Source organism: Shewanella sp. 3_MG-2023 (assembly GCF_030548765.1).
In the GTDB taxonomy this organism is placed as follows: domain Bacteria; phylum Pseudomonadota; class Gammaproteobacteria; order Enterobacterales; family Shewanellaceae; genus Shewanella.
Map to the genome: position 1 here is coordinate 131,977 of NZ_JAUOSH010000002.1, position 17,016 is coordinate 148,992.

General features: G+C 41.9%; 10 protein-coding genes. 4 read left to right on the forward strand and 6 right to left on the reverse strand.

What is annotated here, in order from left to right; all coding sequences use genetic code 11:
* Positions 1-207: 207 nt before the first annotated feature.
* A complete protein-coding gene (locus Q4591_RS01845; protein ID WP_303459046.1) occupies positions 208-2,199 on the reverse strand; it encodes an alkyl/aryl-sulfatase in 1,992 nt (663 codons plus the stop codon).
* A 147-nt stretch (positions 2,200-2,346) separates the two neighbouring features.
* On the opposite strand from Q4591_RS01845, the gene Q4591_RS01850 reads away from it, so the two are divergent.
* Both Q4591_RS01850 and Q4591_RS01855 read left to right on the forward strand, forming a co-directional pair.
* Complete coding sequence (locus tag Q4591_RS01850; protein ID WP_303459048.1) at positions 2,347-3,174, forward strand: LysR family transcriptional regulator; 828 nt, start codon at positions 2,347-2,349, stop codon at positions 3,172-3,174.
* Positions 3,175-3,265: 91 nt separating this feature from the next.
* Positions 3,266-4,411, forward strand: coding sequence for a serine hydrolase (locus Q4591_RS01855; protein ID WP_102520890.1), 1,146 nt, complete (start codon positions 3,266-3,268; stop codon positions 4,409-4,411).
* A gap of 173 nt (positions 4,412-4,584) precedes the next feature.
* Here the strand turns inward: Q4591_RS01855 and Q4591_RS01860 are convergent, their stop codons facing one another.
* Both Q4591_RS01860 and kynA read right to left on the reverse strand, forming a co-directional pair.
* Positions 4,585-5,772, reverse strand: coding sequence for a kynureninase (locus Q4591_RS01860; protein WP_303459053.1), 1,188 nt, complete (start codon positions 5,770-5,772; stop codon positions 4,585-4,587).
* A 147-nt stretch (positions 5,773-5,919) separates the two neighbouring features.
* On the reverse strand, positions 5,920-6,765 hold the full coding sequence (gene kynA, locus Q4591_RS01865) for a tryptophan 2,3-dioxygenase (RefSeq protein WP_303459055.1): 846 nt from the start codon (positions 6,763-6,765) through the stop codon (positions 5,920-5,922).
* A 408-nt stretch (positions 6,766-7,173) separates the two neighbouring features.
* On the opposite strand from kynA, the gene Q4591_RS01870 reads away from it, so the two are divergent.
* Both Q4591_RS01870 and Q4591_RS01875 read left to right on the forward strand, forming a co-directional pair.
* Positions 7,174-8,733 (forward strand): NAD(P)/FAD-dependent oxidoreductase, encoded by a 1,560-nt coding sequence (locus tag Q4591_RS01870; protein WP_102440441.1) that lies wholly within the window; start codon positions 7,174-7,176, stop codon positions 8,731-8,733.
* Positions 8,726-9,943: an FAD-binding oxidoreductase gene (locus tag Q4591_RS01875; protein WP_102531899.1), complete on the forward strand. Its 1,218-nt coding sequence runs from the start codon at positions 8,726-8,728 to the stop codon at positions 9,941-9,943. The genes Q4591_RS01870 and Q4591_RS01875 overlap by 8 nt, the downstream gene beginning before the upstream one ends.
* On the opposite strand, the gene Q4591_RS01880 is transcribed toward Q4591_RS01875, so the two are convergent.
* From Q4591_RS01880 to Q4591_RS01890, 3 genes are all read right to left on the reverse strand, one after another.
* Positions 9,933-10,586, reverse strand: a complete 654-nt coding sequence (locus Q4591_RS01880) for a TetR/AcrR family transcriptional regulator (protein WP_198589377.1) — start codon at positions 10,584-10,586, stop codon at positions 9,933-9,935. The genes Q4591_RS01875 and Q4591_RS01880 overlap by 11 nt on opposite strands.
* Before the next feature lie 355 nt (positions 10,587-10,941).
* Entirely contained in the window at positions 10,942-12,033 is a 1,092-nt protein-coding gene (locus Q4591_RS01885; RefSeq protein WP_102476690.1) for a two-component system response regulator, read from the reverse strand.
* Positions 12,017-16,711: a transporter substrate-binding domain-containing protein gene (locus tag Q4591_RS01890; protein ID WP_303459058.1), complete on the reverse strand. Its 4,695-nt coding sequence runs from the start codon at positions 16,709-16,711 to the stop codon at positions 12,017-12,019. The genes Q4591_RS01885 and Q4591_RS01890 overlap by 17 nt, the downstream gene beginning before the upstream one ends.
* Between the last annotated feature and the right edge of the window lie 305 nt (positions 16,712-17,016).

Here is a 17,016-nt window from a genome sequence, read left to right on the forward strand (position 1 = left end):
TAATAAAATCCTCATATTAAGGATTTTACTAAGTTAACGGTAATAACAGTCAACTGGCTATCAGCCACAAAACGCCACATTGCTGTGACGTTATGATACCTAGATAAAGAAACAACAGTTACTGAGCTCGCTACAAAAGATAAAAAATGAGGCAACATAAATCAAATGCTGCCTCTTACTGCAATATTTACCCTAAGAGCCTGTTAACTATGGCACAATTTTAAACGATGGGTTTGCTTGGGTTAGCGACTTAGCGAGTTTTTGAATTACTGTCTGATCGCCTTGTAAACTGGCTTGCTTGGTTTTCAGTAATTCCGCGATGCTCACCTGCTGTAAACTAAACTTATCGACATCTTCTTTGTTGATGGTAAAGGTTGCATCTGCAGCGCTCTTTTTAGTCACTTTGATGTTGTTGAGGTTACCGTTACTCATTTCAACATAGTAAGTTTCGTTAATATCAGGCAGTACGATATTCATGGTAAAGCTATTGTGTTGGGCAACACTGGCATCAACTTGCACTGCCAGATAATCTAAAATCATCCCCATGTCCATTTCACTGATCACATCAGCAGAATTGCCTTTTAACACTGTTTCTTGAATGCCATGGCGCAGTTCATAAGCACCACTTAAATACACGTTGCGCCAGCCCGCGCCTTCACTTTGATAGCCCAGTTGCTCGTAGGTATCAGCCAGTAAGTCGCGGCCTTGTTGTAGCTCAGGGCAAGCGGTTACGACTTTATTCATTGCCGTGGCAACAAAATTATATTCGCCTTTATCAAAGTCGCCCTGCGCTTTGGTTAACACCGCTTTACAGCCTCCCATGTACTCAACAAACTTAGCCGCTTGAGCTTGGGTTGGCAGTGGGTTAAGGTTTGCCGGATTCATATCAAAATAGCCAAGATATAAGTTATATACTGCTCTGGCATTATGGCTGTAGGTACCGTGGTACCCATTGGTATGCCATGCACTTTGAATGGTTTCTGGGATCAGGTTTTGGATCTCCCAGCCAATGTCTTGCATCACTACGCCGTTATTGGCTAAACGCAGCGACTGATTATGAACAAAGCCATAGTTGTCTCGTTGCAGTTTAAGAAAATCATTTAAATCTTCATTGCCCCAAATCGGCGCTGAGTGCGCAGCAAATAACACATCCGCTTCAGCACCAAACTCAGTGATCACCTCATTAATTTTCTTTGACCACAGTAGCGCATCTCTGGTTTTCGCACCGCGTAAGGTGTAAATGTTATGCATGCCTTTATAGGTCAGCTCTGCTGCCCAAATGGCGTTCATACTTGGAATATAGGCCACAGCTTCTGAGGTCGCCTCTGTACCAGACGCATTCATGAAAATAAATTCAAGTCCATCAATAGTCCAAGACTCAATATCAGCTTTATGATTAGTTTCAATTGGTTTGACGTAGCTTAGCTCGCCTTTAGTGACCGCATTTGATAGCGCTGCATCAACAATACCGGTTTCACCAATTGGCAATACGGTGCCATATTGATAAGACACGCGGCGTGACATGGCATTACCCGCTAGCACGTTTTCATCAACTATTTCTTTGGTGATGTTTTTAGAGCCATAAGCCACTACATCAGGGAACATTTTTTGAATACCACGCGCGCCGCCAAAATGATCGCCATGGGAGTGGGAATAGATCATCGCTACCACAGGTAAATCGCCGTCTTCTGGTAAGTTGTTTAACGCAAAACGAAGCGATGCTTCAGCAGCCTCTGGGGTCGTTAACGGATCTAAAATAATCCAGCCTGTTTCACCTCTAACAAGGCTCATATTGGCAAGGTCGGTGCCGCGTACCTGAAAGATTTTATCTGAGACTTGATACAAGCCTGCCGCTTCATGGTTCACTTGTCCTTGACGCCATAATGATGGATTCACCGTATCAGGGGTTTTACCTTCTAAAAATCGATAGTCATTCCAAATGATGGCTGCGGTCGTTTCATCAAATTCGGCGATTAAGCCTTTACGGGTTTCTTCAAAACCCTTGGTATTGTTAAAGTCTAAGGTTTTGGCAAAAGCTTTATTGGCTGCAATCGTCGCTTTGGTGGCTGGCTTTCCTTGGTATTCGAATGTGGTAGTAAGCGCATGCTCATCAGTGCCTGCGCTATGGTCATGATCGTGCGCCACGACAGCTGAAGAACATACAGACAAAATTACAGTAGTAATAATTGATTTTTTCATAAACACCTCGGTTTAAAGTAAAGCCAGATATCAGTTTAAGGGGACTAAATATCATCAATAGGTGTATTATATATAAGCCGTGACAACGATGAATAAGCTACAAGTGATGTTAAACATAAGCCTGACTTATAATAAAGAGGCCGTAATATGGATTTGAATCTGCTAAACACCTTCATGAAAGTGTATGAATTACAGTCATACACTAAAGCTGCCGAGCATTTTAATATCAGTCAGGCGGCGGTGAGTATGCGTATAAAACAACTTGAAGCCGATATCGCTAATACGTTATTTATCCGCAAAGGCCGCTCTATTGAGCCTACTGCCCATGCCAATTACATGATGACTAAACTCGCGCCAGCATCAGATTTAGTTTATGAAGCCTTATTTAAAGTAGGCCATAAAATTTATGCCCCTGATTTATTGGTTTATGACTTAGCCAACCTCGACATTGACGTATTTACCCCACCATTAAATCAAGAGCAGATTTTTACTGATATCAGAAATCGAAAGGTCGACTTGGTATTAGACTTTGTCACCATTAACGACCCAAGCGTGGTGAGTGAAAAGGTATCTGAAGAAGAAGTGATGGTTGCCGTAAGACAAGATCATCCTCGGATTGTAGACTCAATCACTGAACAAGAGTTTTATAATGAGCGCCATGTATCCATCAATGTCAGGCGCGAAAAGTCGAACTTATTTATGCTATTAAGTGACGCGCCAAAACCCAGAGATATTGCCCATGAGGCCACTTCGCTAGTCTCACAGCTTGCCTATGTCGCCCATACTGATGCCATATCCATCACCCCGAAACGACTTGCCGCGATTGCAACAAAGCTAGGCGTAAAGCTACTTGCTTGCCCAATGAAAATGAATAAAGCGCCCATCTCGATGCTTTATCATCGATCATTTTTACATAATGATGAGCATATAAAATTAAGGCAAAAAGTGAAAAATAAAATCAGCCTTCGCAATTAAGGTTAAGCAACTGATTTTTTTATTTGAATGTTGAGATAACAAGATAGTTACCCCCAAAAAATATGCTGCCCAATAATGTTAAGGACAACTAATGACCGTTTGTGTAAACACCACCAAATTAATCTGTTTTTTATTATTACTAACTAGTCAAAGCTATGGCTATGCCTCCTCGTTATTAGGTAATACAGCGCCTAAAAAAGTCAGCATTACAACTACATCAATAGCAAGGTTAATCAAGGACACCATAGATGATTCACCTCAGCCATTTAGTGGCAGCGTCATTTTACTAGAAAATGGTAAGCCACTGCTCAAGTTACAAAAAGGCAAAGAAATTACCCAAGGTTCTAGCTTTGTTATAGCATCTCTTTCTAAACAAATTACCGCCACTTTGATTCTGCAAGCTGTCGATGCTGGTCAGCTAGACTTAAAGGGTTCACTGAATAGTTATCTTTTTGATGAGGCTGCCCCTAATCAACCCAAACAGCACAACAGTATTGAGTCGAGCTCAATCGAAAAAACTCATTTTGATCCTAAACGATATAACGAAACAATTACCATACATCACCTCCTTAGTCACACCTCTGGAGTTGACAAGTTAGGCCAGCCCAATAAATTTGAACCTGGCAGTCAATTTCAATACTCTAACTTTGGTTATTCTCTTTTAGGGCAACTACTCGAACAGGTAAACCAACAATCATTTGCTCAACAGATTGTGCAGTTTTCACAAAATAATAAGCTAGACGAGCTTTATGCAGAAGTGGGCAGTATTGATAGTATTCGACGAAAAGTGACTTCACTGGCTGTCGGCCTAAATGAATCAGATGTTCTTACAGCTACAGATTTAGTGATTGACGAAGCACTTCTCCCTGCAGGAGGGTTAATTGCATCCACAAAAGCTTTTGCCTCATTTCAGCATAAATTACATTCTGGTAAGTTTATCAGCCCAAAAAGTTATGGGCTTATGACACAGTCTCATAGCAAGATTAAATTTTTATGGCCGGACATGAGTTATGGCTACGGGCTTAGGATCAATAAAGAAGATGGCATTTTAGAGTACAGCCATACTGGCTACTTATCTGGCTACATGTCTATGTCACTCCACTACCCAGAATATAATGTAGATTTGGTCATGTTAGAAAACATATCCTTAAATCTAAATGATCTCAGCCGCGTCTTCGAGCTTCACACCCAGATACGACAAGCTATTCGTCACAATTTATCCCTCAACAAACGATAACGCCTCTGTAAACATTAACTCCCCAGTAAATAAAGTGAAGCGCTCAAAATTAACTCCTCAATATTAACCAGCCAAGTAGCATGGCTGGTTAATCTTTTAAGCAGACAAGCGCTGCAAAAGCTAAGCAAAAAAACTTTAGTAACAGAAATTTAGTAAAAAAGTTTAGTAAAAAACTAGCTCAAGCTTTTAGCCAAGTCCTCAATCGCATTCAGCGCATTAGATAACTGCGCATTTGATAAGTATGGTGCGGGGCCAAAGCGTAACTGATTGCCGCGACTGTCACATAAAACGCCTTGTTTCCCCAGCGCCACAACCCACTGATTGGCTTTGGCGGTGGTTAAAGACAAAAATCCAGCATTATCAATGATGTTATGTGACGGCAAAGCTAAAACGTCACGGCTTAAGCCCATAGTTTCAATCCCTTGCCATAAAACGCTAATTTGTTGCTGACTTATCGCCCTCAGCTTGATGTCAGTAAGCTTATGTTGCTCAAAAAAATCAAACACTTCAGCGGCGCGGTAATGGCTGGCGGGATCATAAGTCGAGCCTGCAAAAGCGCTTTGACCCGGGCCATAACCCACTTTCCCCGGTACGTGATCAAGTACCTCAAATTCCGCATACCAGCCAGTGATAATCGGGCTGCCCTGATACTCTGCAGGAATGCGCAGCATGCAATTGCCCTCACCTGCCTGACAATATTTGTAGCCACCAGCAACGATAAATGCCGAGGTGAGCTGCCATGCATCGAGATTAAATGGCAGCACATTAAGGGCATGATAGGCATCAACCAAACAAGGGATGTTTAAATCTTGTGCCGCTTTTGCCACCAAGCCAACCTCGTTAAATATCTCACTGGTGCCAAAAAATACTGCTGATAACATTACGGCATCGGTATCGCTATCAAGCTTGTTGATGATGCGCTCAGCTAAAGTGTCACTTGGCTGCACCTCAACCACTTCAATATCAACATTGATGTCTTTTAAACGGCTCAGCTGGCGCCTCAAGGAGTGAAATTCACCATCTGTAGTGACAATCTTAATCGGGCGTTTAAGGGGCTGTTTAAAGCAATGCAAGTCGGACAAAAAGCGTAAGATCAGTTCATGGGTTGAAGCGCCTAAGGCAATTTGCGCTTGGGGCTCACCCAATAAACCACGGTAAAAGTCACGCACCCGGTCAGCTTTTTCAAAGGCTAGTGACCATTTTTCATCTATGTGTTTTGCGGCATCATCAAAGCACTTTACTAAGCCCAGCTTTGCTACATCAGGCCAGGCTTGATGAGAGTGGCCCGACAATAAAATACGCTCGCTCACCTTAAAGCTTTGATAGTGAGTTTGTAGTGTTAGCGCAAAATCCTGATCCATGCTTGCTCTCCAAAACCGATTATTTTTATTGGTAATCTTGTGTTATTTGTAACTGATACTATTACTGATGTCGCTACTGATATTGCTGCCCGCGCTCGTACTTGTGCTAGCAGGGTTGTAAATATAGTAGTAAACCCGTAATCAAATTTACAGATGGGTGCGTAACTCAAACAGCTCAGGGAAAAAGCTAATATCCAGGGCTTTTTTCAAGAAGCCCACCCCAGATGAGCCGCCCGTACCCATTTTATTGCCAATTATGCGCTGCACGGTATACATATGCTTAAAGCGCCACTGCTGAAAACTGTCTTCGATATCAATTAACTTTTCGGCGAGTTCATACAGTTGAAAGTGCTCGTCGGCATTTTGGTAGACGTTTAGCCATGCATTTAACACTGAATCATTACGCTCATAGGGCTGGCTAAAATCACGATTTAACTGCAATGCTTCAATATATAAACCACGCTCATGCAATACTTTTAAAGTGACATCATACAAACTAGGCGCTTCGAGAATTTGCGTTAACTCTTGATGCACCACAGGATCGCTTTCATGCACTTTTAGTAAAGAGGCGTTCTTGTTACCCAATAAAAACTCCAACTTACGATAACCATAAGACTGAAATCCCGATGAGTGGCCTAAAGAATCTCGAAATTTAAGGTAATCCACAGGGGTAAGTGTTGAAAGAATATTCCACGACTGAGTTAACTGGTTAAAAATCTGTTTGACCCGAGAAATCACTTTAAAAGCATGACCAAAATCGCCCTGCTGGATATTGGTAATCGCCACACTGAGTTCATGCCCTGCTAGCTTTAGCCACAATTCACTGGATTGATGGATAACAATAAACAACATCTCATCATGTTGATCTGATAATGGCTGCTGCGCCGACAACACTTGATTTAACTGTAGATAATCGCCATAGGACATATCATCTTTAAAGTCGGTGTGAATATCCTCTTCCATCGCCCGATAGTTACTGTGGGGACAACTCATGTTTATCGCTCCGGTTATTATTTTTATGCCTCAAAAACGATTTATTTAATCACGAACACTGCCTCAAGTCAGTGAGGACTGAATATTAACGTCATGCCTTACTGTACGCCTGAGTTAACACTGACGTTACAAGTGCCGATAACAAAACTGACAGCTCAACCGATAACTAAACCAACAGCCATTGTCCAAAAGCCAGTTAATTGATCAAAAAAACAGAGATGATTAACTGAATCAATCTTGACAAAGCACACATAACACACATATCTTTACGGCATAAAGTTTACACCGTAAGGATTGCTTTTTAACTTTGCCTTACTCGTTCGAGCCTTATCTGTTCAAAGGGACACAAGGGATTTATACCGCAAGTCGATATAACAAATTGATACTAACAATGGAGCTGAAACCACAATGACAGATTTTGATGCGATTGTAATTGGAGCAGGGAACGCTGGCTTAACCGCAGCAACCACCTTGCAAAGAGGCGGAGCAAGAACATTATTGCTCGAACGCCATAATATTCCTGGAGGTTGTGCCACCTCTTTTGTGCGCGGTAATTTTGAATTTGAAGTGGCTCTGCACCAACTTAGCGGCATGGGCACTGAGCAAAATCCGTTTATCATGCGTCAAATATTCACTGAACTGGGCATCATGGATCAACTTGATGTGGTTGAAGAGCGCGAGCTATATCGCTTTGTGATGCCATCAGCTAACGGCGCTAAGCCTGAAATTGATATTACTTTGCCAGCACATTGGAAAGCGCTGGGTAAAACACTGGTGAGTCACTATCCAGAAGAAGCAGACAATATTGGCCAGTTTTTAGATTTATGTGCAGGCCTTGCCATGGAATGCTTTATGGTCATGCCTAAAGTAAGGCATTCAAATGATGAAGCAGTTTTAAAAGCAAGCTGCCCGTTATTTGTGAAGTACGGCTTAAGGCCAGCCAAAGAATTACTGGATCAATTTTTTACCAATAAAGATCTTAAAGCCGTTATCGCCGCCTACTGGTGCTATCTGGGTTTACCGCCAAAAGACTTCCCGTTTCGTGACTTGGCAGTGATGCTATATGCCTACGCATCATTCAAACCTTGTCATATTAAAGGCGGCTCACAAGCTATTTCTAGCGCCTTATTGGAATCATTCCTTAATGCGGGTGGTGAGGTTCGTTTTAACTGCGGCGCTGACAAAATTATTACTGATAAAAACCAAGTTGTTGGGGTTAAAACTGAGCACAATGAGATATTTACTTGTAAGCAAGTTATCTCCAATACCAGCCCATTACACACCTTCAATGAACTGCTGGATATCCCAACGCCGAAACAAGCCGCATTTGATATGAAGTCGCGCCGTATTGGCACCTCTGCTTTTGTGCTTTACCTAGGGTTAGATTGCTCCCCAAGTGATATCGGCGTGACTGCGGCATCCAACTTTATTATTGATGATCGAGATGAAGAAGTGGCTCATGAGATCATGCAATCGTTAACGCCGCCAAAACACACCATGATGACCTGCTATAACCATGATGATCCCAGTTTTGCCCCGCAAGGTAAGTCGGCATTATCTTTACTTTGTTTGCAGTATGGCGAACCTTGGCAAGCACTAAGCCCTGAAGATTATGCTCGTACCAAATACCAGTTTGCAGAAAAACTCCTTGATCACGCCGAGCGAGTATTTCCTCACATTCGTGAGCATATTGAAGAAGTAGAAGTGGCCACCCCATTAACCATGATGCGTTACTTAAATACCCCCCATGGGGCGATATATGGTTTCCAGCAAAACACCCAAGATGCCAATATATTTCGTCGCCGCGTCAGTGAAGTAGCCGGTCTCAACTTAGCAGGTTGCTGGAATGGCATGGGCGGCTTCCAGCCAACCTATATGGTCGGTCAAAGCACCGCCAAAGAAGTACTAAAGCAATTATCAAAGCCTAAAGCGGCCTCGCAACCACAACAGGAGTTATCACATGCCTAATTCAGTCATCGAAAAAGAACAACGCCCCGTGGTGAATATTTTGCATGCGGTCGACGGTTACAATGAAGCGCTAGCACACCAAAAAAACTTGTATCAGGCAGGCACCGACTTTAACGAACAAAAAGGCAATGTGGCCCAAACTATCGCTCGGTTACATCCTAAAAGATTAAAGCTCACTGTCAGTGAGGTGATTGTCGATACCCCAAGCACAGTCACCTTGCGCTTAACCTCAAACACCCAAACCCTGCCGCCATTTCAGGCAGGCCAATATATTAATTTATTTGTCGATATTAACGGCACTAAAACCGCTAGACCTTACGCCATATCCTCAGCGCCCCAGCAGCGAGAATATTATGATTTAACCATCAAACGGGTTGAGGGTGGCTTTGTATCTAACTATTTACTAGATCAAGTGAAAACAGGCGATAGCTTTGAAAGCACAGGTCCCATGGGCACCTTTTACCATAACCCGCTATTTCACGGTGATGACTTAGTCTTCATTGCAGGCGGTTCAGGCATTGCCCCAGCCAGAAGTATGATCAAAGACATTGTTGCCAACACCTTAGTTGAGCGGAAGAAAAACCAAAAATTACATCTCATTTATACCAGCAGTTATCAAGCTGATGTGATTTTTGATGAAGAATTAAAGCAACTTGAAAAAGAGCATGATTTTTTGCGCATCAGTTGGATCATTACCCGTCCCAACGAGCAATACCAAGGGATGACAGGACGGATTAATGTTGAGCGGCTGACACAATTGTTAGGGGATGACGCTGAAAAATTATCACAGAAGATGTTCTATGTATGCGGGCCTACCAGCTTTCATGACCACTGCGCTGAGCAACTCAGGCTACTTAACGTCAAAGCCAGACGAGTACGAATAGAATGTAATGGCCCGCCTAAAAACCCACAAAACTTAGCGGGATGGCCGAGCAATGTTAACGCCTCAGATGTGATTAAGGTGACGATTAAAGGCCAAGGCAGTTTTGAAGCCAGAGTGGATGAGCCATTACTCAACAGCATGGAGCGTTATGGCTTTAGCGCCGAGAATGCCTGCCGCTCTGGTGAATGCAGCTTATGTCGAGTGAAGGTGTTAAACGGCGCGGTATTTAACCCCGCAGAAGCAAAGCTACGCTCAACCGATGAAGCTTATGGCTGGTGTCATTCTTGTGTGGCTTTTCCCTTAAGCGACATTGAAATTATGATTTAAGCTTGAAATAAACCGAGCTGGCGTCAGCTAAATATTGTTTTAAGTTAACCCCTTGCGGTAACTGAATATGGCCTTCGGTCATAAGTGCCGCCATGCCGTGTACCATAGCCCAAGCGCCAATTGCTTGGGCTTTTACTTTTTGGTTGTCTTCATTTTGTAAGGCAAAGGCGGAGCGAAGCAAATTAAATGGTCGTCTTAGTTGCTCATTTTCATTATGACTATTCTCACTATGGTTATTTTGTTCAGTCGACGAACTTGTCTTTAATGCTGGCGTTTTCATTGCTGAAGCCTCAACTTGACCAAGCATCAAACGGTATAGTTGTGGATTCGCGATGGCAAACTCTAAGTAGCTCACCCCATAAGCCAACACTAACTCTCCCGCTACCGCAGCATCATTTTTATCTAGATGTGCCGTGCAGTGTTCCATCGCATCAGCCATGAGTACAAAACCAGACTCAATAATATGACTCAGCAATTGTTTTTTGTTTTTGAAATGCGCATAAGGTGCCATATGAGAAACACCCACTTCAGCCGCTATCGCCCGCAGTGACAAGGCATTAGCGCCATCGCGTTGCAAGATAGTATTGGCTGCAGCAATCAAAGACGCCTTTAAGTCACCGTGATGATATTGTTTATCACTCATAAAACTCATACACCTTAAGTCTAATATGTTAATTATTATAATGAGGGCAACGTGAGAAATCATTAGAAATATATAATAAATCCAATATCTTGCTTTAAATTAGATGACGAGTTTTACAATAATGCTTGTACCCAATAGCCAAAAAGCCTATTTAACGATTAGCGCCACTGTCACGCAGTAGTCTTTATTCCCCCTCAACAATCCGCTGACCCTTTTTTGAGATAGCAAATCCGCCAAACAACATAGGCTCTTTAAAATAACGACAATGTTATAAATTGATTTAAAATAGAACGTTAGCCTAAGACTTAAAGTGCATTAGGCTTGTCACGCCTCTTTTATTGCTTAATCGTTAAGGTTAATCATCATCCTGAAAGCGATCGGCAATTTTAATAAACTCTTCTTGAAGCGCATCAAAGGCATCTGCTATATGTGGGTCGAAATGACAGCCGCGGCCTTCTTTGATTATGCTTGTAGCCTGTTCGTGTGTAAAAGGCGGCTTGTAAACTCGACGACTAATAAGTGCATCATAACAATCGGCAATGGCCATAATCCGTGCCGACAAGGGAATATCTTCTTCAGCTAAACCTTCTGGATAGCCGCTGCCATCCCAACGCTCATGGTGACTATAAGCTATCTCTTTGGCGATGCTTAAATAGCTTGAATTTCCGTATTCATTTTCAGCGCTTTCCAGTGCTGATTTACCATATTCGGCATGCTTTTTCATTTCACTCCATTCGCCTTCATCAAGCTTGCCTGGCTTTAGTAAAACGGCATCCGGAACCCCCACTTTACCAATATCGTGTAACGGCGCTGATTTAAACAATAGGTCAATGTAAGCATCATCAATACTCGCAGAATAAGGTGAGTTTTCTCTTAAATATTCAGCTAAGGCTTTAACGTAATATTGAGTGCGACGAATATGTTTACCGGTTTCATTATCACGAGTTTCTGCTAGCGAGGCCATACAGTAAATAGCGACATCTTGGGTTCGAGATATTTCAGCCGTTCGCTCAAGCACTTTGGCTTCTAAGTCATGGTTTTGCTCTTCCAGAGCTCTATTTGCCGAAGTTAAGGCCAAATGGGTTTTAACTCGAGCTCGAATAATGGGAAGGCTAAAAGGTTTGGTGATGTAATCAACAGCACCCAATTCAAAGCCCAATATTTCTTCTTCTATTTCAGCCTTTACCGTCAAAAACATTATCGGTATGTTGCTAGTGTCAGGGTTACTTTTTAACTTTTTACATACTTCATAGCCGTCTAATCCAGGCATCAAAATATCCAGTAACACTAAATCAGGCATAAAGCCTTGGGCGATACGTTCCAGTGCTTGTTCGCCACTTTTCGCCACAGAAACATGGTATTTACTCCCCAAAACCTCGATCAATACACTAATGTAAAATGCTTCATCATCAACAATTAATATTTTATCTTTAAGATATGGTGACATGTTCAGTTTCCTGTTCAGTTTCCTGTTCTGCTTGGGCTATGACTTGGGCGATTAATTCTCTAGCATTATCAAACTCAAATTCATTGACCTGCTCGATAAGTTTCTCAATCAGATGACTATCGACCTCGCCATCGAGGGCTAATATGTTTTCTTTAGCTTGCGGATTTCCAGCTGCTAATAGCTCATCAAGCGGTGATAAAACCCTGCTTAAATTGGCTGATACTTTAAACGGCTGTCTTATGTCAGTGCTATTACTTACGGATTGATTAATCCATTGGCATTGCTCAAGCCCTGCGATTAATACCGTAAGACTATCGGTAAAAGCTTGCCACTCAGGGACATCAAAGGGGGATGGGTGACTATGCAGTTGGCTTTCTAGATTAGCCGACGCCTGCTCTAGTTGTTTAGCGCCAATATTGCCAGCAACACCTCTTAAAGTATGAACGGCTCGTATGGTTGATTTTAAATCGTCAGCATCTTGATAACTCTGCAACAAGTGCAACTGATCTTTGTGACGCTGATAAAACTCACCAATAAGTTGCGCATAAAGCTGTTGGTTGCCCCCTAATCGCTTAATACCCCAGAGCACATCAACTCCCTCTATGGGGGCAAGCGACATATTTTGCTGCCCCTGAACTTTCTGGCTTTGTTTATGGGTAAGGTAGGGGCTAAGGGCTAAATAAAGCTGATCGGGCTCAACGGGTTTAGCCAGGTGAGCGTTCATCCCAACTTGTAAGCACTTATCGCGATCCCCTTTCATCGCATGGGCGGTCATCGCAATAATCGGGAGTTGTTTTTTATCAAAACGGCTGCGGAGGATTTCGGTGGCTTCGAAACCATCCATAATCGGCATTTGTACATCCATCAAAACAACATCAAATGTCTGCTCATCAACCATTTCTATTGCTTGCTTACCATTGTCGGCTACTGCTGAGGTTAACCCCATACGCTGTAAAAATTCAGTAGCGACCTGTTGATTAATCGATTGATCTTCTACCAATAACACATGGCCCTCTAACTGCTCAATCGTATTCTTCTCTGTTGCTGGCCCCATGGGCTGCGAAGGCTCAAAGATTTTCATCAAGGTATCAAATAGCACTGACGCATTAAGCGGTTTAATTAAAAATGCATCCAGCAAATCATTTTCCACCTCATTCATCACATCTTCACGCCCGTAAGCGGTAATTAAGATTATTGACGGTTGCTTACGCAGCGGTAAATATTTAATGCTTCGGCTAGCCTCAATGCCATTCATTTTTGGCATCTGCCAATCCATTAACACTAATTGATATGGCCGCTCATCTTCCATATTGTTGATCACGCTGAGCATTTCAATCGCTTGCGCACCACTGACTGCGGTATCAACTTCAAAGAAAAATGACTCCAGCAGCTCTTTTAAAATTTCTCTGGCATTGTCATTATCATCAACCACAAGCACTCTCATCCCTTTAAGGGAAGCACATTCCGTAATGACTGATTTTCGACTAGAAGTGACTTTAGGCACTGCAAGATTAAGCCTAAAGCTAAAGGTGCTACCTTGATCGGGTTGACTGGTTGCAGAAATATCACCTTGCATTAATTCAACTAATTGCTTACTGATGCTCAAGCCTAAACCAGTACCACCATGGAGCCGAGTAATACTGCCATCAGCCTGAGTGAAGGCATTGAAAATACTAGTTAAATTAGCTGGTTCAATCCCTATACCTGTGTCTTTAACTGAAAATTCTATGGCTACTTGCTCGTCTGTTTGCGACAGCATTTTAGTACGCAGCAATACCTCACCTTTTTCGGTAAACTTTATCGCATTTTGGGTTAGGTTTATTAGCACTTGCTCAATGCGTAACGCATCACCAATAATTGTTTCTGGTATTTTAGGGTCTAACTCAAACTGCAGCTCAATGCCTTTATCGACGGCTTTTATCCCCAATAGGTTGGCAATGTTAGTAAATACTTCATGTAAGAGAAACTCGCTCTGTTCAATTTCGAGTTTACCCGCCTCTACTTTTGAAAAATCGAGTATGTCATTAATAATCCCCAACAAACTTAAAGACGCTCGTCTTATTTTTTCAGAATAATCCTGTTGTTTATGATTTAATTCTGTCCCTTGCAATAAATGCGTCATACCAATAATGGCATTCATGGGGGTGCGAATTTCATGGGACATATTGGCAAGAAACTGACTTTTAAAAGCGCTAGCCTGTAATGCATCACGCTTTGCCTCCTCAAGTTTTTTACTACTTTGTGTTAATTTAAGCCTTGCTTTATTAAGCTTTCTATTCCAAACAAGGGTATACAGTATCATTGGCAACAATATGCCACAGGTAATTAAGATAGCCCGCCAAATCTGATAATGATTATCCTGATGTTCAAACTGCACAGAAAACCACTTATTTTCGATAGCTTGCCGTTGCTGAGGGTCAATTCTCGCAATCGCGAGATTGACAATTTCCAACAATTCAGGCCAATCTTTGCGAATACCGATTGATTGTTTAAAGGTATAAGGCGTGGTTGCGGTCACTTTTACATTACGAATACCGAGTTCTTCTAATGTCCAAGATGAGGCATTTAAATTACCAATATAGCCATCAATTTCACCAGCGCTTAGTGCAATCAGTGCCTCTTTATTGGATGAAAATGGTACTAAATTAAATTGTGGATAATCATGTTTTAATGTCTCTTCGATGGCATAGCCTTTAACCACACCGACTTGCTTATTATCAAGATCATCAAGACTGGTCACAAAACGGGTATCTTGATGAACTAACACCATATATGGACTTTCCAAATAAGGGGTAGAAAACAGCATCACCTCGCGCCGTTCAGGTGTGGGGGTTACAGCAGGTAAAATATCTAGCTCTCCAGCGGAAAACTCTGCCAACACTTGGGACCAGGGTTTGTTAACAGGGGAAATAAACTCTGCACCAATTAAATTTGTCAATCTGGACATCACATCTGCCGACATCCCAGAATAAACACCGTTATCATCAATAAATTCAAAAGGCGGCCAGCTGTTATCAACTCCTAGTCGCCAAGTGGGATGAGCCTCCAACCATGCATGCTGTTTTTGAGTAAAAATAAGTGGACTGCTAATTTTACTGTCTTGATTAATCCAATCAGTATGTATCTGCTGGCGTCTTGACACACTTATCGAATCGAGGGCTTTATTGAGAATGCCAAGCAAGGGCTCCCATTCAGGATCTTTATAAATGGCAAATCTTTGATGAGCGGGCGCAAACATAGGATCGCCACTAAAGGTTAAATTAGTCAGCTGCAAACTATCCATAAGCCAAGTGACAACCGCTTGATTGCCAATATACGCATCAACTGTACCGAAAGAGACCGCTTTCAATGCCTCTTCAGTTGTTGAAAAGGTCATTAGATTAATCTCGGGATGATTATTGCTAATTTCATCGACTAAATAAAAGCCTTTCTCTAATGCTAATCTCTTGCCATACAATTCTGTCAATTTGGAATATTGTTGTACGCCAGTTTTAGAAACAATCACCTTAATCGCACTAAAATAAGGCGCACTAAACCACAGGTTTTTGGCACGGTCTGGTTTTTTTACTAATGTTGCACCTAGTTTTAAATTTCCAGAACTAACCGCAGAAAGCATATCTTGGAAACTACCAAACACTCGAGTGTCAAAGCTCACTCCTAACTGCTTTTCAAAAAGGGTTAAATAGTCATGTAAAATTCCCGAGTGCTCACCATTAGGGTCGATAAAATCTACCGGCGGCCAACGACCGTCTACGCCAATAGGAATAATCGGATGAGCAGCTAGCCATGCTTTTTCTTCTTCTGTAAGGGTAATAATTGGCTGTGTCACTAATAACGGTTCAGCTAAATTTTGATACTCCCAATGAAAACCACTCCACTTAGCAGATATCGCATCTTTTTTCTTATTATCTATTTGTTGTATGCCTGTATCTATTGTTTGCAGTAATTCAACGTTTCCCTTCTTCACTGCTGCGCGAAAAGGATGTGAATATAATGCGGATTCAATGGTTTTGAATTTAGTCGTTGCAGGTGTTTGTTTTAAATAGGTGTCAAGGTAAAGCGGCTGGCAGATAAACAGGCTTATTTCGCCATTAATTGCAGCATCAAATAATGCTTTATAGCCTTTGAAAGTCCTGATGTCGGCATTGGGGAAATATTTTTTTAGCCAATTATGATGAAAACTATTGTGGGTAACACCAATACGGTATTGTGGTATTTGTTTAATAAATTCAATACCTTGCTCTGCAGTATTGGCGTATAAGAAATATTCACTATGTAACAGTGGCGCAGAAAAAGACATACTTTTAGCGCGTTTTTCATTTTGAAATACACCAGCCAACAAATCGACTTTATTCTGCGCTAACCAAGTTTGCCCTTCTGCATTAGAGCCTGGTACAAATTCAACGGCTTTACCTGTGATTTGCGACCAAGTACGCCAATAATCAATTAAAATACCAGCAGCTTGGCCTTTGTCATTAAGATATTGCAACGGAGTGCTATCAGTTCGGTAAGCAATACGCACTACTTGCTCATCATTAGGAATTGCTTCAGCTTCAGCTGCTGCCGTAAGGTGACAGAAAAAAGGACAAAAAAAACCGAGGAATAGGCAAGCTAACCTCAATTTCATTGCAAAGTGGCTTACTAAAAGTAGACGAGGCATCCTTGTGAAGCGACTCATGCTAACTCCCTGTATGAGCTTAAAATAATAAATTCCTTATGTGCTTACCTGCACTGAATTAATCTTAGCACTCAAATGGCCAGATGCAATTTTGGCGATAAAATTTCAGCATCAAAACAGTAATTAATAATTCATTTTTAAATCCTTTTATTATTTATTGAAAACAAGTCAACCTAGAGAAAGTTCGTCCCTGAAAAATGACATACCCACCAATGTAAAGCACATAATAACTCCGCAAGTCATTAATGCTATTGACCAACGCAGCCCAAAAAGTACAACGAGACGGTTAGCCAAATAAATTAATA